Source organism: Pseudomonas entomophila (genome assembly GCF_029193575.1).
In the GTDB taxonomy this organism is placed as follows: domain Bacteria; phylum Pseudomonadota; class Gammaproteobacteria; order Pseudomonadales; family Pseudomonadaceae; genus Aquipseudomonas; species Aquipseudomonas entomophila_G.
In genome coordinates this window covers 86,362-103,414 of the sequence record NZ_JARGCS010000009.1, presented here as the reverse complement: position 1 = coordinate 103,414, position 17,053 = coordinate 86,362, and the positions used below count along the sequence as shown (strand labels likewise).

Here is a 17,053-nt window from a genome sequence, read left to right as displayed (position 1 = left end):
TCAGGCCGAGGCCGCGTTGTAGAACAGCTCGCTGCTGCGCTGCTCGACCAGCGCCTGCTCGATGGCCGCCTGGTGCACTTCGTCGGCGTGCTCCTCGCGTGCTTCGGGCTGGATGCCGAGACGCGCGAACAGTTGCATGTCCTTGTCGGCCTGGGGGTTGGCGGTGGTCAGTAGTTTTTCACCATAGAAGATCGAGTTGGCGCCGGCCATGAAGGCCAGGGCCTGCATCTGCTCGTTCATCTGCTCGCGGCCGGCCGACAGGCGCACGTGGGATTTCGGCATGAGGATGCGCGCCACCGCCAGCATGCGGATGAAGTCGAACGGGTCGACGTCTTGCGCTTCGGCCAGCGGGGTACCGGCGACCTTGACCAGCATGTTGATCGGCACCGACTCCGGGTGTTCCGGGAGGTTGGCCAGTTGGATCAGCAGGCCGGCGCGGTCGTCCAGCGACTCGCCCATGCCGAGAATGCCGCCCGAGCAGATCTTCATGCCGGCATCACGCACGTACGCCAGCGTTTGCAGGCGCTCGCCGTAGGTGCGGGTGGTGATGATGCTGCCGTAGAACTCCGGCGAGGTGTCGAGGTTGTGGTTGTAGTAGTCCAGGCCGGCCTCGGCCAGGGCTTCGGTCTGCTCGCGGTCGAGTCGACCGAGGGTCATGCAGGTCTCCAAGCCCATGGCCTTGACGCCCTTGACCATCTCCAGCACGTACGGCATGTCCTTGGCCGACGGATGCTTCCACGCCGCGCCCATGCAGAAACGCGTGGAGCCGATGGCCTTGGCGCGGGCAGCTTCCTCCAGCACCTTCTGCACTTCCATCAGCTTCTGCTTTTCCAGCCCGGTGTTGTAGTGGCCGGACTGCGGGCAGTACTTGCAATCTTCCGGGCAGGCGCCGGTCTTGATCGACAGCAGGGTCGAAACCTGCACGCGGTTGGGGTCGAAATGCGCCCGATGCACGGTCTGCGCCTGGAACAACAGGTCATTGAACGGCTGCTGGAACAGGGCCTTGACCTCGGCCAGGGCCCAGTCGTGACGTGTTGTTGCAATTGTGCTGGCGCTCATCGGCGTTTCCCTATCTAGGCTCTGACTGGCGCCGGGACAGGAAAGCCCGCCAGCGCATCACGGATAGCTCGCATAGTCACGGAAGGCCCATGCACTGTCAACCACGCATCAAGACACTGGTTTACAAGTGTCTAAATATTAACCAGGCATGTTTGCTCTGCGGCACCGACGCCGGGCAACCCCATCCCTTATGCCTGGCCTGCGAACTGGAGCTGCCGTGGCTCGATGAGCAATGCGCCCGCTGCGCCCTGCCATTGCCGCTGGCGGGCCTGACCTGCGCCCCGTGCAGCCGCCGTCCGCCGCCCTTCGAGCAGGTGGTCGCGCCCTGGCACTATGGCTTTCCGGTCGACACCCTGATCAGTCGCTTCAAGCACAACCGCCAGTGGCCGCTGGGGCGCCTGCTGGCGCAGTTGCTCGGCCAAGCCTTGCAGCACCGCTACATGGAAGGCCTGCCACGGCCCGAGCAGTTGTTGCCCGTCCCCCTGGCCCGGCGTCGACTGCGCCAACGTGGCTTCAACCAAGCCGGGCTATTGGCGCGCTGGTTGTCGAAGCAACTGGACATCCCCTGCGATGAGCGGCAGCTAAAGCGCCCACGCGAGACCCTGGCGCAGCAGTCCCTGGGCGCCAAGGCCCGCCAGCGCAACCTGCGCCAGGCCTTCAGCCTGTCGCCAGGTAGCGACGTCGAGGGTCGCCATATCGCGCTCATCGACGACGTGCTGACCACCGGCGCCACGGCCCGGGCGATTGCCCAACTGCTGCGCAAGGCCGGCGCTCGCCGCGTCGATGTGTATTGCCTGGCGCGCACGCCCAAACCCCAGCAGGGTTGACTTGGCCCGGGGCGGGAGGCAAGTTCGGCGCATTCCCACCGCCGGTAACCCGACCATGTCCCTGCCCACCTTGCTGACCCAGCACATTGCCCGCCGACCGCAGCGCATCGCGCTGCTGCAGCACATCGCCGAACAGGGCTCGATCACCCACGCGGCCAAGGCCGCCGGCATCAGTTACAAAGGCGCCTGGGACGCCATCGACGAGTTGAACAACCTCGCGGCCAAACCGCTGGTGGAGCGCAGCACCGGCGGGCGGGGCGGCGGTGGCGCCAAGCTGTCGGCCGAGGGCGAGCGGGTGTTGCGCCTGTACCAGCGTTTGCAGGCGTTGCAGGCGGAGTTCCTCGAGGCCGCCGAAGAAAGCAGCGACCTGGATTTGCTCGGCCGGCTGATGCTGCGCACCAGCGCGCGCAACCAGTTGCAGGGGCAGGTCAGCGGCTTACGCCGCGAAGGGCGTTACGACCGGGTGAGCCTGGCGCTGGGGGGCGGGCTGGAACTGGATGCGCTGATTACCCGCGATAGCACAGAGCGACTGGAACTGACCCTGGGCAGCACGGTGGTGGCGTTGCTCAAGGCCGGCTGGGTGACGTTGCTGGGGCTGGACGAGGCGGTGAAACCGGGTAGCAATGCGTTGCGCGCGGTGGTCGAGGACGTGCTGGACGACGAGGACGGGGCCAGCGAAGTGAGGCTGGCGCTGGGCAATGGGCAGACGTTGTGCGCGTTTGCCGAAAAGGATTGGCTGGCGCAGCGGCAGGTGGCGGCGGGCAGTGACTTGAAGGTGCAGTTCCATCCGTCGTTCGTGCTGCTGGGGGTGCCGGTGTAGGTTGGCCGCGCGCGGCGCGCACGGATCGCGGCAAGCCCGCAGGCATTCCGCCGTTCACGAGGGCTGTGGTGTGCCTGGAGCGGGCTCGCCCCGCGAGAGGGCCGGCACGAACGCCCAATCCCCCAGGGCCTAATGCGCTACCATGGCGCCACGCCGCCCACCGCCCGGAGCCTCCATGTCACACCCCTTCGACAGCCTCACCCCCGACCTGGTCCTGGACGCCGTGGAAAGCCTCGGTTTCCTCAGCGACGCCCGGGTACTGGCGCTCAACAGCTACGAGAACCGCGTCTACCAGGTGGGCATCGAAGACGCGCAACCGCTGATCGCCAAGTTCTACCGCCCCGGTCGCTGGAGCGACGCGGCCATCCACGAGGAACACCGCTTCAGCGCCGAACTGGCCGAGCACGAAGTGCCCGTGGTCGCCCCCCTGCACCACGAAGGCCGCAGCCTGTTCGAACACCAGGGCTTTCGCTTCGCCCTGTTCCCGCGCCGTGGCGGCCACGCGCCCGAACCCGGCGACCTCGACCAGCTCTACCGCCTCGGCCAACTGCTCGGCCGCCTGCATGCGATCGGCGCCAGCCGCCCGTTCGAGCACCGCGAGACGCTGGCCGTGGACAACTTCGGCCATGCCTCGCTGGACACCCTGCTGGCCGGCGGCTTCATCCCCAAGGACCTGCTGCCCGCCTTCGAATCGGTGGCCCGCGACCTGCTCAAGCGCGTCGAGGCCGCCTGCGCGCGCACCCCGTACACCGCGATCCGTCTGCACGGCGACTGCCACCCCGGCAACCTGATGCACCGCGACGACGCCTTCCACGTGGTCGACCTCGACGACTGCCGCATGGGCCCCGCCGTTCAAGACCTGTGGATGATGCTCGCCGGCAGCCGCGAGGAGCGCCTGAGCCAGCTCGCCGAACTGATCGACGGCTACAACGAATTCCACGACTTCGACCCGCGCGAACTGGCGCTGATCGAACCACTGCGCGCCCTGCGCCAACTCCACTACAGCGCCTGGCTGGCACGGCGCTGGGACGACCCGGCGTTCCCGCCGAGCTTCCCGTGGTTCGGCCAGCCGCGCTACTGGGGCGACCAGATCCTCGCCCTGCGCGAGCAGACCGCCGCGCTGGAAGAGCCGCCACTGAAATTGTTCCAGTAGCGCGGCGTACTTTGCCTACAATAGGCGCCGCATAATTAGCTACCTAAGCAAGGAATCTGCATGCACGCCGCAAACCCGCAACGCGGGTACATCCTGGGCTTGTCCGCCTACATCATCTGGGGCCTGTTCCCCCTGTACTTCAAAGCCATCCAGAGCGTGCCGGCGGTGGAAATCATCGTCCACCGGGTGCTCTGGTCGGCACTGTTCGGCTCGCTGCTCCTGTTGGTGTGGAAACACCCAGGCTGGTGGCGCGAGCTGCGCGACAACCCACGGCGCCTGGCAATCCTGGCCCTGAGCGGCACGCTGATCGCCTTCAACTGGCTGACCTACGTATGGGCGGTAAACAACGGGCGCATGCTCGAGGCGAGCCTGGGCTACTACATCAACCCGCTGGTCAACGTGCTGCTGGGCATGCTGCTGCTCGGCGAGCGCCTGCGCCGCCTGCAATGGCTGGCGGTAGGGCTGGCGGCGCTGGGCGTGGCGCAGCAGGTGTGGCAGGTCGGCAGCCTGCCGTGGGTGTCGTTGGCGCTGGCGTTGTCGTTCGGCTTCTACGGCCTGATCCGCAAGCAGGCGCCGGTGGCCGCGCTGCCCGGGCTGGTGGTGGAGACCTGGATGCTGGTGCCGCTGGCCTGCGGCTGGCTGCTGCTGCACCCAGCGGCGGACAGCGTGCAACCCGAGTTCTTCACCAGCAGCGAGGCGTTGTGGCTAATGGCCGCGGGGCCGGTGACCCTGGTGCCATTGGTCTGCTTCAACGCGGCGGCGCGGCACCTGCCGTACACCACGCTGGGCTTCCTGCAATACCTGGCGCCGACCCTGGTGCTGTTGCAGGCGGTGTTGCTGTTCGATGAGCACCTGTCGCCGAATACGCTGGTGGCGTTCATGTTCATCTGGGCGGGGTTGGCGATCTATAGCGTCGATGCGTGGATGAGTTTGCGTAAGCGGGCCTGATTCGCGGGCCCTATCGCGGGGCAAGCCCGCCCCGCGCTGGGGCCGCATTCATTCTTCCGGGCGCAACCGCAACTCAACCATCAGATCATCGGCCAGGCTCTCCAGCCGCTGCTGCAGGTCATCCAGCGACAGGGTCAACGGCAGCGCCAGCAACGCCTCGGCGCGGAACAGCGGCTCGCTGCTCATCGGCGCTGGCACCACCTCGGTGGTGAAGCGCTCAAGGTTGACCCCCTGCTCGGCCAGCAACCGGGTGATGTCACGCACGATCCCCGGGCGGTCGTTGCCTACCAGTTCCATGGCGATCGGCTTCCAGGTGCACGACGGCTCGATACCGCTTTCGGCGATCAGCACGCGAATGCCGTGGTCACCCAGCTTCTGCAACGATACGACCAGCTCGTCGTAATTCTCCGCCGGCACCGCCACCCGCAGGATCCCGGCGAACTGCCCGGCCATGCGCGACATGCGGCTCTCCAGCCAATTACCACTATGCTCGGCGATACACTCGGCGATACGTTCGACCTGCCCGGCCTTGTCAGGGGCGATCACGGTCAGTACAAGATGATCCACAGGTCACTCCTCATGGGCGCTCGGGGCCGCTGCAAACGGCGTGGAACAACGGCATCGAGTCAGTATAGGCAAGGCGCGGCAACCTGCCGCAGGGCGGGGTGCGCAGTAAATCGTGTACTGTTTCAAGATTTATCTGGAACAATCCACCTATTTTTTGCGAACATGCGTTCTTCCAGTGTGACCCCAAGCGACCCTCTGGTCGCGGAGCGACGCTTTTAGTCTGATGCCCACCCGCCTGCTGCATCATGTAGTATGCGCCAGCGCAGACTACAAAACGTCGTTCGACTGTCTGCCAAGGCGCCTGTGAAAACACGCAAACCGCCCGCCAGCGCGTCTGGCAGGCCGCACCCAGCCGCCCCCGTCGCAGATGGGGGCATGTACTGGTAGGCGTGTTTAGAGAAGCGCTACAGGCTTATTACTGAAAGAGCGAAACAGCTGAGCAGAGTGAGGCAAGCAATGACTGAACACGTTCACGTCGGTGGCCTTCAGGTCGCCAAGGTCCTGCACGACTTCGTCAACGACGAAGCCATCCCAGGCACCGGCATCGTCGCCGCGCAGTTCTGGGCCGGCGCAGAGAAGATCATCAACGACCTCGCTCCAAAGAATAAAGCGCTGCTCGCCAAGCGTGACGAGCTGCAAGCCAAGATCGATGCCTGGCACCAGGCACGCCAGGGCCAGGCACACGACGCCGCGGCCTACAAAGCCTTCCTCGAGGAAATCGGCTACCTGCTGCCACAAGCCGACGATTTCCAGGCCACCACCGAGAACGTCGACGAAGAAATCGCCCGCATGGCCGGCCCGCAGCTGGTGGTGCCGGTGATGAACGCGCGCTTCGCCCTGAACGCCGCCAACGCCCGCTGGGGCTCGCTGTACGACGCGCTGTACGGCACCGATGCCATCAGCGAGGAAGGCGGCGCCGAGAAAGGCCAGGGCTACAACAAGGTGCGGGGCGACAAGGTCATCGCCTTCGCCCGCGCCTTCCTCGACCAAGCCGCGCCACTGGCCGCCGGCTCCCACGTCGACTCCACCGCCTATCGCATCGACGCCGGCAAGCTGGTCGTCGCCCTCAAGGGCGGCAGCAACAGCGGCCTGCGCGACGACGCCCAACTGATCGGCTTCCAGGGTGACGCCGCGGCCCCTACCGCCATCCTACTCAAGCACAACGGCCTGCACTTCGAGGTCCAGGTCGACGCCAGCACCCCGGTCGGCAGCACCGACGCCGCCGGCGTGAAAGACATCCTGATGGAGTCGGCGCTGACCACCATCATGGACTGCGAAGACTCGGTCGCCGCCGTCGACGCCGACGACAAGGTCATCGTCTACCGCAATTGGCTGGGCCTGATGAAAGGCGACCTGGCCGAGAGCGTGAGCAAGGGCGGCAAGACCTTCACCCGCACCATGAACCCGGACCGCGAGTACGCCGCGCCGAACGGCGGCAGCGTCACCCTGCATGGCCGCTCGCTGCTGTTCGTGCGCAACGTCGGCCACCTGATGACCAACCCGGCGATCCTCGACGGCCAAGGCAACGAGATCCCCGAAGGCATCCAGGACGCCCTGTTCACCGGCCTGATCGCCCTGCACAACCTCAAGGGCAACGCCAGCCGCAAGAACAGCCGCACCGGCAGCGTGTACATCGTCAAGCCGAAGATGCACGGCCCCGAGGAAGTGGCGTTCGCCGCCGAGATCTTCAGCCGCGTCGAAGACCTGCTGGGCGTACCGCGCAACACCCTGAAGGTCGGCATCATGGACGAGGAGCGCCGCACCACGGTCAACCTCAAGGCCTGCATCAAGGCGGCGGCCGAGCGCGTGGTGTTCATCAACACCGGTTTCCTCGACCGCACCGGCGACGAGATCCACACCTCCATGGAAGCGGGCGCCGTGGTGCGCAAGGGCGCCATGAAGAACGAGAAGTGGATAGGCGCCTACGAGAACAACAACGTCGACATCGGCCTGGCCACCGGCCTGCAAGGCCGCGCGCAGATCGGCAAGGGCATGTGGGCCATGCCTGACCTGATGGCGGCGATGCTCGAGCAGAAGATCGCCCACCCACTGGCCGGTGCCAACACCGCCTGGGTGCCCTCGCCGACCGCGGCAGTGCTGCATGCCCTGCACTACCACAAGGTCGACGTGCAGGCGCGCCAGCGTGAGCTGGCCTCGCGCACCCCGGCGTCGGTGGACGATATCCTGACCATCCCGTTGGCGGCCGACACCAACTGGTCGCAAGACGAGATCCGCAACGAGCTGGACAACAACGCCCAGGGCATCCTCGGCTATGTGGTGCGTTGGATCGACCAGGGCGTGGGCTGCTCGAAGGTGCCGGACATCAACAACGTCGGCCTGATGGAAGACCGCGCCACCCTGCGTATCTCCGCCCAGTTGCTGGCCAACTGGCTGCGCCACGGCATCGTCACCCAGGCGCAGGTGCTGGAAAGCCTCAAGCGCATGGCGGCGGTGGTCGACAAGCAGAACGCCGGCGACGCCCAGTACCGCCCGATGGCGCCGGACTTCGACAGCAATGTCGCGTTCCAGGCGGCGGTGGAGCTGGTGGTCGAGGGTGCCAAGCAGCCGAACGGTTACACCGAGCCGGTGCTGCACCGTCGTCGTCGCGAGTTCAAGGCACGTAACGGGCTGTAGATCGCAAGCCATCGCGGGGCATGCCCCGCGATGGCGTCAGCCGATCCCCAACTCCTTTCTGACCAGCTCCAGCAACCGCCCCAGGTCCACCGGCTTGAGCAGGAAATCCACCACCCCCAGGTGCATCACGTCCACCGCCTCCTTCACATCGGTGTCGCCCGACACCACGATGATCGACAGCGCCGCCCGCTCAGACTCGCGGATCTGCCGGATCAGTTCCAATCCATCCTTCGGCTCCATGCGCAGGTCAGTGATCATCACGCCAATGCGCGATTCGCGCTTGAGACAATCCAGCGCCGCCTGGGCACCGTCTGCGGCAAGGCACTCGACCCCCTTGGTCTTCAAATACAGGCACAGCGCCTCGCGGTTGAGCCTATTGTCGTCAACCACCAGGGCCACTGGCGCCTGGGACGGGGGCGCGGCGAGCACGGCCAACGCCTCACGCTCGGCGTCACTCAGCAGGTCGTCATGCTCGGTCATGGCCATCTCGTCAAAAAAATCCCGTTATTGAAGTTCAGACCGCAAAACACGCCACGCAAACTGCCTTTCGTCGGCTATTTGACGCAACCAGGCCGCGCATTCCGTTTATAGACTTACGTCCAATGGGCACCACAGAGCGCTCGGTCGACCATGGGGGCCTAGAACAACAAGGTCTGTGTATAAATACCCAGACACATAGACGCGGTCAGTTCCATGAGCAAAAAGGACGCCTACATCCAGGCCGGCAGGACGGCGGTGCTGCAGAACATCCAGGGCACCCTGCAGTTCCTCCAGCGCTTCCCGCCGTTCAACCAGATGGAGCACAGCCACCTGGCCTACCTGGTGGAGCAGTGCCAACTGCGTTTCTACGCCAGTGGCGAGAGCATCATCAAGCCCTCCGACGGGCCGGTCGAACACTTCTTCATCGTCAAGCAGGGGCGCGTTGTCGGCGAGCGCCAGCACGTCACCGGCCCTGGCACGGAAACCACCTTCGAGATCGCCAGCGGCGAGTGTTTCCCGCTGGCCGCGCTGCTCGGCGAGCGGGCCACGCGCACCGAGCACCTGGCCGGCGAAGACACCTTCTGCCTGCAACTGAACAAGGCCGCGTTCATTCGCGTGTTCTCGCTGTCGGCGGTGTTCCGCGACTTCGCCCTGCGCGGGGTCAGCAGCCTGCTCGACCAGGTCAACCAGCAGGTGCGCCAGCGCGCCGTGGAAACCCTCGGCACCCAGTATTCGCTGAATACCCCACTGGGCGAACTGGCCATGCGCCACCCTGTGGTCTGCGCACCCGACACGCCGCTGCGCGACGCGGTGCGGCTGATGCATGAGCAGCAGGTGGGCAGCATCGTCATCGTCGATGGACAGCGCTTCCCCATCGGCATTTTCACCTTGCGCGACCTGCGCCAGGTGGTGGCCGACGCCAGCGCCGAACTCAGCGCGCCGATCGACCGGCACATGACCGCCGCGCCGTTCTACCTCAGCCCCCAGGCCAGCGCCTTCGACGCCGCCATGGCGATGACCGAGCGGCATATCGCGCACGTTTGCCTGGTCGACCAGCGCCGCCTGTGCGGCGTGGTTTCCGAGCGCGACCTGTTCTCGTTGCAGCGCGTCGACCTGGTGCACCTGGCGCGCACCATCCGCCATGCGCCGCGCCTGGAGGTGCTGGTGGCGCTGCGCGGCGAGATCGGCCAACTGGTCGAGCGCATGCTGGCCCATGGCGCGTCGTCGACGCAGATCACCCAGATCATCACCCTGCTCAACGACCACACCGTGTGCCGGGTGATCGAGCTGGCCATCGCCGAGCGCGGCGACCCGGGCGTGTCATTCAGCTGGCTGTGCTTCGGCAGCGAGGGCCGCCGCGAGCAAACCCTGCACACCGACCAGGACAACGGCATCCTGTTCGATGCCCGCGACGGCGCCGAAGCCGATGCCATTCGCGCGCGCCTGCTGCCGCTGGCCCAGCACATCAACCACAACCTCGCCCAGTGCGGCTTCAGCCTGTGCAAGGGCAACGTGATGGCCGGCAACCCAGAACTGTGCCTGTCGCGCGCCGAGTGGGCGCGGCGCTTCGCCGGGTTCATCCGCGAGGCCAGCCCCGAGAACCTGCTGGGTTCGAGCATCTATTTCGACCTGCGCGTGGTCTGGGGCGACGAGGTGGCCTGCGAGCAATTGCGCCAGGGGATCCTCGCCCAGGTCGCCGACAACCGTATCTTCCAGCGCATGCTGGCCGACAATGCCCTGCGCCAACGCCCACCGGTGGGGCGCCTGCGCGAGTTCGTGCTGACCCGCCAGGGCAACGACAAGGCCGCCACCCTCGACCTCAAGGTGCAGGGCCTGACACCGTTCGTCGATGGCGCCCGGCTGCTGGCCCTGGCCCATGGCATCGGCGCCAACAACACCCTGGAGCGCCTGCGCCAGCTGGTGGCCAAGGGCATCATCGACCCGCTCGACGGCGCCGCCTTCGAAGAGGCGTACCACTTCATCCAGCAAACCCGCATGCAGCAGCACCAGCGCCAGAGCCGCGACAACCTGCCGTACTCCAACCGCCTCGACCCCGACAGCCTCAACCACCTCGACCGGCGCATCCTGCGCGAATCGCTGCGTCAGGCCCAGCGCCTGCAAAGCAGCCTGGCGCAGCGGTACCAGCTATGAAGTTGTTCGCCTGGCTGCGCGCGGCCGCCCCGGCCCTCGACGACGACCTGCGCCAACGCCTGGCGCGCCTGCCACGCCCGGCGCCGTTCGGCGTGCAACCGCTGCGCGCGCAGCGCTGGGTAGTGCTCGACCTTGAGACCAGCGGGCTGAACCTGGCCCGTGACCAGGTGCTGTCGATCGGCGCGGTGGCCATCGAGGACGGCGCCATCGCCATGGGCCGGCAGTTCGAGCGCACCCTGCACCGCCCCGGGCACAAGACCAATTCCAGCGTGCTGATCCACGGCCTTGGGCCCAGCGCCCTGGCCGCCGGCTGCGACCCGGCCGAGGCGTTGGTCGCGTTGCTGGAGTTCATCGGCGACAGCCCGGTGCTGGCGTTCCATGCCCCGTTCGACCAAGGCATGCTCACCCGCGCCCTCAAAGACAGCCTCGGCCACCGCCTGCAGCACCCGTTCCTCGACGTGGCGGAACTGGCGCCGATGCTCAACCCCGACACCGTGCTGCGCGAGGCCGGCCTGGACGACTGGATCGCCCGCTTCGGCCTCGACACCCAGGCCCGCCACCACGCCAGCGCCGATGCCCAGGTCACTGCGGAACTGGCGTTGATCCTGTTCAGCCAGGCACGCCGCCAGCAGTTGGATAGCCCGTTGCAGCTGGAGCAACGGCTGCGCCAATGGCGGCGGCGCAACGTACAGAGCCACGGCCTCTGAGGTACCCCGGGGCTTTGCCCCTCTTGCATCGCGAATGGGCCGCAGCGCGGCCCCAGCCATCAAATAGACAGCATTCCGATGAGCGCTCATTGCGCCCTTCGCCTCGCCTCTGCCACAATCGCGAATAATTATCGTTAGTTAACGCATTTCTTTTCCTGGGGGACGCCTTCTTGTCGTCTGCGCACAGCCCACATGCCGAACTGGTCGGCAACCTGTACCGCGACCACCGCGGCTGGCTGCTGGCCTGGCTGCAGCGCAGCACCGCGTGCCGCCAACGCGCCGAAGACCTGAGCCAGGACACCTTCGTGCGCTTGCTCGGCCGCGAGCAGCTGGATGCCCCCCGCGAACCCCGTGCCTTCCTCGTCGCCGTGGCCAAGGGCCTGATGTTCGACCACTTCCGCCGCGCCGCGCTGGAACAGGCCTACCTCGCCGAGCTGGCGCTGGTGCCTGAAGCCGAGCAGCCCTCCCCCGAAGCCCAGCACCTGATCCTCGAAGACCTCAAGGCCATCGACCGCCTGCTTGGCAAACTGTCGAGCAAGGCCCGCGCCGCATTCCTCTACAACCGCCTGGATGGCCTGGCCCATGCCGAGATCGCCGAGCGCCTGGGTGTGTCGGTGTCGCGGGTGCGCCAGTACATCGCCCAAGGCATGCGCCAATGCTACGTGGCCCTGTACGGGGAGCCGACGTGAGCACCGGGCCAGTCTCGGCCAAGGTGCTGGAAGCGGCGATCGCCTGGAAGCTGTGCCTGGAAGGCGGCGATGGCAGCGCCGACGAACGCGACGAATTCAAGCGCTGGCACGCCGCCCATGAAGAACACGCGCGCGCCTGGTTCCAGCTGGGGATGCTCGACCAGCGCGTCGGCGCCGCCGCCGGCCCTGCGCGCCATGCCCTGTTGCAGTCGCGCGCGGGCCTGCGCCGAAGGGTCGGCAAGGCCGGCGGCGGGCTGCTCGGCATGCTGTTGCTCGGTGGCTTGCTGGCGTGGGTCGGCGCGCCGTCGCTGTCGCCGGACTACTGGCTGGCCGACCAGCGCACCGGCACAGGCGAGATGCGCACCCTGCGCCTGGAGGACGGCACCCTGCTGAGCCTCAACACCCACACCGCGCTGGACATCGACTACGAAGGCGAGCAGCGCGTGCTGGTGTTGCACCAGGGCGAAATATCGGTGGAAACCGGCCACGAAGACCCGCGCCCGCTGTGGGTGCGCACCGACGAAGGCCGCCTGCGCCCGCTGGGCACGCGCTTCCTGGTCAAGCGCGAGGCCGCCGGCACGCGCCTGGAGGTGTTGCAGGCGCAGGTCGCGGCCAAGCCGCGCAACAGTGGCAATGAAGAAGTGCTGCGTGAAGGCCAGCAGGTGCTGATGAGCGCCAACGGCCTGGGCCAGGTCAACCCGGTGAGCACCGGCGCCGACGCCTGGACCCGCGGCATGCTGGTGGTGGACAACGTGCGCCTGGCCGATCTGGTGGCCGAGCTGGGGCGCTACCGCCACGGTCACCTGGGCGTGGCCGACGAGGTGGCCAACCTGCGGGTGACCGGCAGCTTCCCGCTGACCGACATCGACCTGGCACTCGCCTCGCTGCTGCCGGCATTGCCCGTGAAGGTCGAGCGGCATACGCCGTGGTGGGTGACGGTCGGGCCTCGGTGAATCACTAGCGGCCCACAAATACCCCACCGCCCCCAGGCGCGTCCGGGTATTTGTGCGAGCGGGCCTGCCCCGCGAGAGGGCCCGAAACCACCCAGGGAAATCCCCAGGCAAAAATTTTTCCCACAGCCCCTGTCACTTTCCAAATCTCACCCGGCAAGGAAGCAGTTAGCACTTATCCGTCGAGGAGCCGCTGCATGTCCCGTGCTGTTGATTCGATCCTGCGCCCCAGCCTCATGGCCCTGGCCATCGGCCTTGCCACCCCGCTGCTGAGCGCCACCCTGTTCGCCGCCGAGCAGTCCAGCGTACGCGCCTACAACCTGCCCGCCGCCGCGTTGTCCACCACGCTGAACCAGATCGCCAGCCAGGGCGGCATCGCCCTGGCCCTGGACCCTGCGCTGGTCAGCGGCCGCACCTCGGCCCCGGTCAGCGGCCAGTACGACGCCCTCGGCGCGCTGCATGCCGCCTTGCGCGGCACCGGCCTGCAACTGCAACAGAGCAGCGCCGGCAGCTACAGCCTGGTCGCCGCCCCGGAAGGCAGCGTGGCCCTGCCGGAAACCGCGATCAACGCCAACAGCGAATACGAAAGCGCCTGGGGCGCGTCCAGCGGCTATGTGGCCACCCGCACCGCCGCTGGCACCAAGACCGACACCCCGGTCGTCGAAACCCCGCGCTCGCTGTCGGTGATCACCCGCCAGCAGCTCGACGACCGCCAGGTGCTCAACCTCAACGACGCCCTGCGCTACACCGCTGGCGTGCAGAGCAGCGGCTACGGTTCCGACTCGCGCGCCGACTGGCTGCGCGTGCGTGGCTTCGACCCGACCCAGTTCCTCGACGGCCTGCCACTGCCCAAGGGCTCGTTCGCCAACCCGAAGATCGAACCGTGGAACCTCGAGCGCATCACCGTGCTGCGCGGCCCGGCCTCGTCGGTGTACGGCCAGACCCCGCCCGGCGGCATGCTCGACATGGTCAGCCGCCGCCCGCAGGCCGAAAGCGCGCACCAGGTCGAAGCCCAGGTCGGCAGCAACGAGCACAAGCAGATCAACTTCGACAGCACCGGCAAAATCGACGACGAGGGCCAGTTCCTCTACCGCGTCAGCGGCACCGTGCGTGACAGCAATGCCCCGGTCGACCACATTCCGGACAAGCGCTACAACATCGCCCCGAGCCTGACCTGGAATATCAACGACGACACCAAGCTGACCTTCCTGTCGCAGTACACCCGCGACGATACCGGCATCACCGGGCAGTTCCTGCCGCTGCAGGGCACCAAGCTGTCCTCGCCAGTGGGCAAGATCTCCCACCACAAGAACCTCGGCGAGCCGGACTGGGACTTCTACGACCGCACCTACTACGCCTTGGGCTACGCGTTCGAGCACCGCTTCAACGACACCTGGCAGTTCCGCCAGAACCTGCGCTACACCAAGAGCGACCTGTCGTTCCAGGCGGTCAACGTGAACACCTTCAACAGTGTCGACGCCAACGGCAACGTCAACCGCGAGTCGGGCATCGTCAACGAAGACATCAGCCAGTTCGCCGTGGACAACAACTTCCAGGCCAACTTCCAGACCGGGGCCATTGACCACACCCTGCTGCTGGGCCTGGACCACCAGCGCTCCAACACCAACTACCAGTGGCTGTACGGCATGGGTGTGCCGCCGATCAACGTGGTGCGCCCGGTGTATGGCGCCGACATGTCGCAGGTGACCTACTTCGCCTTGCAGGACTTCGGTCAGAAGACCCGCCAGACCGGCCTCTACGTGCAGGACCAGATGGCCCTGGACAACTGGCGCCTGACCCTCGGCGGGCGTGAGGACTGGATTCACACCGGCACCGTGTTCCACAACAGCAACGACGCCACCAGCACCGAGCGCGACAAGGCGTTCAGCGGCAACGTCGGCCTGAGCTACGTGTTCGACAACGGCATCACCCCGTACTTCTCCTACACCGAGTCGTTCCAGCCGGCCATCGGCGCCAACGTCAGCTCCACCACCTCGTTCAAGCCCACCGAAGGCCGCCAGTACGAAGTCGGCGTGAAGTTCCAGCCGGTCGGCAGCCAGACCCTGCTGACCGCTGCCGTCTACGACCTGCGCCAGAAGAACGTCAACGTCACCGAAGGCAGCATCACCCGCCAGGTCGGCCAGTTGCAGGTGCGTGGCCTGGAGCTGGAAGCCACCACCCAGGTGACCGAGAACCTCAAGACCATCGCCTCGTACTCCTACACCGATACCGAGATCCTCAAGGGTAACGACAAGGGCAACCGCATGGCGCTGATCCCGCGCAACCAGGCGACCCTGTGGGCCGACTACACCTGGCACCAGGGCCTGCTGGACGGCTTCGGCATCGGCGGCGGCGTGCGCTACGTGGGCGACACCTACGGCAACACCGCCAACACCGACCTGGGGCACGTGGGCTCGTACACCGTCTACGATGCGTCGGTGCACTACGACCTGGGCCGCCTGGACAACAGCATGAAAGGGCTGACCGTGGCGGTGGAAGCGAAGAACGTGTTCAACAAGGAATACCTGTCGAACTGTGATGGCTTCTGGTGCTACTACGGCGATGAGCGCAACGTGGTGGCCAGCGTCAATTACAAGTTCTGAGTGACCCGGGGCCGCTGTGCGGCCCATCGCGGGGCAAGCCCGCTCTTACAGGCACACCGCTGTCCTGTAGGCGCGGGCCTGCCCCACGATTGCGTCTAAAAAAACAACAGAGCCCCACAGGCTAGAACCGCGATGAAAAGCCAAACCATCCGCCGCTGGTCGGTGATCCACACCTGGAGCAGCCTGGTCTGCACGCTGTTCCTGCTGCTGTTGGCCCTCACCGGCCTGCCGTTGATCTTCCACCACGAGATCGAACACCTGCTGGGCGATGCCCCGGTCCTGCGCGAGCTGCCCGAGGGCACGCCGCAGCTGGACCTGCAACAGCTGGTGCTCAAGGCCGAGGCCCACCGCCCCGGTGAGGTGATGCAGTACATCGGCTACGACGAAGACGACCGCAACGGCGTGATCGCCATCATGGCCGCCACTGCGGGCACCGACCCCAACGCCTCGCACACCTTCATGCTAGACGCCCGCACCGGCGAGGCAGTGGCCATGCCTGCGGCCAACGGCGGCTTCATGATGATCATGCTGCGCCTGCACGTGGACCTGTTCGCCGGCTTGCCCGGCAAGCTGCTGCTGGCGTTCATGGGTGTGCTGTTCGTGGTGGCGATCGTCTCGGGCACGGTGCTCTACGCACCGTTCATGCGCCGCCTGAAGTTCGCCACGGTGCGCCAGGACAAGTCGCGGCGCCTGCGCTGGCTCGACCTGCACAACCTGATCGGCGTGGTCACCCTGACCTGGGCGCTGGTGGTGGGCGTCACCGGGGTGATCAGCGCGCTGTCCGACCTGGTGATCGCCGCCTGGCGCAACGAGAGCCTGGCGGCGATGGTCGCGCCCTATCGTGACGCCCCGCCGCTCACCACGCGGGCGTCGGCGTCGAACCTGCTGCAGATCGCCGAGCAGGCCGCGCCAGGCATGCGCCCGGACTTCATCGCCTTTCCCGGCACGCGCTTCTCCAGCGAGCACCACTACGCGGTGTTCATGAAGGGCGGCACGCCGCTGACCTCGCACCTGTTCACCCCGGTGCTGATCGATGCGCAGACGCTGGCGGTGACGGCGGTGGGCGACAGGCCGTGGTACATGGATGCGATGGGGTTGTCGCAGCCGTTGCACTTCGGTGACTACGGCGGGCGGCCGATGCAGGTGCTCTGGGCGGTGCTGGACGTGCTGACCATCGTGGTGCTGGGCAGCGGCCTGTACCTGTGGTGGGGCAAGCAGCGTCGGCCGAGGGAGGCGAGGGCATGAGCCACAAGTCGCAGAGTACCCGGCGGATCTTCGCCTGGCCGGCGCTGATCGGCGTGCTGGGTGCGGCGGGGTTGTTCGCCGCACTGCTGGGGGACGGCGGGTGGGATGCGTTGGCGTGGCTGGGGTTGGGCATCCCAGCCGTGTTGGGTGTGCGTGGGTTGTTGCAACGCAGGTGATCGGATCAGGTAACGCTGGCGTCCCTGCGGGCCCTATCACGGGA

At 66.7% G+C, this 17,053-nt stretch carries 15 protein-coding genes; 12 read left to right on the top strand and 3 right to left on the bottom strand.

Annotated elements, in window-relative coordinates; all coding sequences use genetic code 11:
* Positions 1 to 1,059, bottom strand: a complete 1,059-nt coding sequence (gene bioB, locus P0Y43_RS03450) for a biotin synthase BioB (RefSeq protein WP_275635907.1) — start codon at positions 1,057 to 1,059, stop codon at positions 1 to 3.
* Positions 1,060 to 1,148: 89 nt separating this feature from the next.
* Between bioB and P0Y43_RS03445 the strand changes: the two genes are divergently transcribed.
* From P0Y43_RS03445 to rarD, 4 genes are all read left to right on the top strand, one after another.
* Complete coding sequence (locus P0Y43_RS03445) at positions 1,149 to 1,886, top strand: ComF family protein (RefSeq protein WP_275635906.1); 738 nt, start codon at positions 1,149 to 1,151, stop codon at positions 1,884 to 1,886.
* Between the two features lie 55 nt (positions 1,887 to 1,941).
* A complete protein-coding gene (locus P0Y43_RS03440) occupies positions 1,942 to 2,706 on the top strand; it encodes a TOBE domain-containing protein (protein WP_275635905.1) in 765 nt (254 codons plus the stop codon).
* 175 nt (positions 2,707 to 2,881) lie between these two features.
* Positions 2,882 to 3,859: a serine/threonine protein kinase gene (locus P0Y43_RS03435; RefSeq protein WP_275635904.1), complete on the top strand. Its 978-nt coding sequence runs from the start codon at positions 2,882 to 2,884 to the stop codon at positions 3,857 to 3,859.
* A gap of 60 nt (positions 3,860 to 3,919) precedes the next feature.
* A complete protein-coding gene (rarD, locus tag P0Y43_RS03430; protein WP_275635903.1) occupies positions 3,920 to 4,807 on the top strand; it encodes an EamA family transporter RarD in 888 nt (295 codons plus the stop codon).
* A gap of 48 nt (positions 4,808 to 4,855) precedes the next feature.
* Here rarD and P0Y43_RS03425 read toward each other — a convergent pair whose 3' ends face one another.
* Complete coding sequence (locus tag P0Y43_RS03425) at positions 4,856 to 5,374, bottom strand: glycine cleavage system protein R (protein ID WP_275635902.1); 519 nt, start codon at positions 5,372 to 5,374, stop codon at positions 4,856 to 4,858.
* Between the two features lie 456 nt (positions 5,375 to 5,830).
* Here P0Y43_RS03425 and P0Y43_RS03420 point away from each other — a divergent pair, with 456 nt between their 5' ends.
* Entirely contained in the window at positions 5,831 to 8,008 is a 2,178-nt protein-coding gene (locus tag P0Y43_RS03420) for a malate synthase G (RefSeq protein WP_275635901.1), read from the top strand.
* A 36-nt stretch (positions 8,009 to 8,044) separates the two neighbouring features.
* Here P0Y43_RS03420 and P0Y43_RS03415 read toward each other — a convergent pair whose 3' ends face one another.
* Positions 8,045 to 8,494: a response regulator gene (locus P0Y43_RS03415; protein ID WP_275635900.1), complete on the bottom strand. Its 450-nt coding sequence runs from the start codon at positions 8,492 to 8,494 to the stop codon at positions 8,045 to 8,047.
* Between the two features lie 207 nt (positions 8,495 to 8,701).
* Here P0Y43_RS03415 and P0Y43_RS03410 point away from each other — a divergent pair, with 207 nt between their 5' ends.
* From P0Y43_RS03410 to P0Y43_RS03380, 7 genes are all read left to right on the top strand, one after another.
* Positions 8,702 to 10,639, top strand: coding sequence for a putative nucleotidyltransferase substrate binding domain-containing protein (locus tag P0Y43_RS03410; protein ID WP_275635899.1), 1,938 nt, complete (start codon positions 8,702 to 8,704; stop codon positions 10,637 to 10,639).
* Entirely contained in the window at positions 10,636 to 11,346 is a 711-nt protein-coding gene (locus P0Y43_RS03405) for a 3'-5' exonuclease (protein ID WP_275635898.1), read from the top strand. The genes P0Y43_RS03410 and P0Y43_RS03405 overlap by 4 nt, the downstream gene beginning before the upstream one ends.
* 170 nt (positions 11,347 to 11,516) lie before the next feature.
* Positions 11,517 to 12,035, top strand: a complete 519-nt coding sequence (locus P0Y43_RS03400; RefSeq protein ID WP_275635897.1) for an RNA polymerase sigma factor — start codon at positions 11,517 to 11,519, stop codon at positions 12,033 to 12,035.
* On the top strand, positions 12,032 to 12,988 hold the full coding sequence (locus tag P0Y43_RS03395) for a FecR domain-containing protein (RefSeq protein WP_275635896.1): 957 nt from the start codon (positions 12,032 to 12,034) through the stop codon (positions 12,986 to 12,988). The genes P0Y43_RS03400 and P0Y43_RS03395 overlap by 4 nt, the downstream gene beginning before the upstream one ends.
* Before the next feature lie 194 nt (positions 12,989 to 13,182).
* Positions 13,183 to 15,588: a TonB-dependent siderophore receptor gene (locus P0Y43_RS03390; RefSeq protein ID WP_275635895.1), complete on the top strand. Its 2,406-nt coding sequence runs from the start codon at positions 13,183 to 13,185 to the stop codon at positions 15,586 to 15,588.
* A 132-nt stretch (positions 15,589 to 15,720) separates the two neighbouring features.
* Complete coding sequence (locus P0Y43_RS03385) at positions 15,721 to 16,833, top strand: PepSY-associated TM helix domain-containing protein (protein ID WP_275635894.1); 1,113 nt, start codon at positions 15,721 to 15,723, stop codon at positions 16,831 to 16,833.
* Positions 16,830 to 17,009 (top strand): hypothetical protein, encoded by a 180-nt coding sequence (locus P0Y43_RS03380; RefSeq protein ID WP_275635893.1) that lies wholly within the window; start codon positions 16,830 to 16,832, stop codon positions 17,007 to 17,009. The genes P0Y43_RS03385 and P0Y43_RS03380 overlap by 4 nt, the downstream gene beginning before the upstream one ends.
* Positions 17,010 to 17,053: the final 44 nt, after the last annotated feature.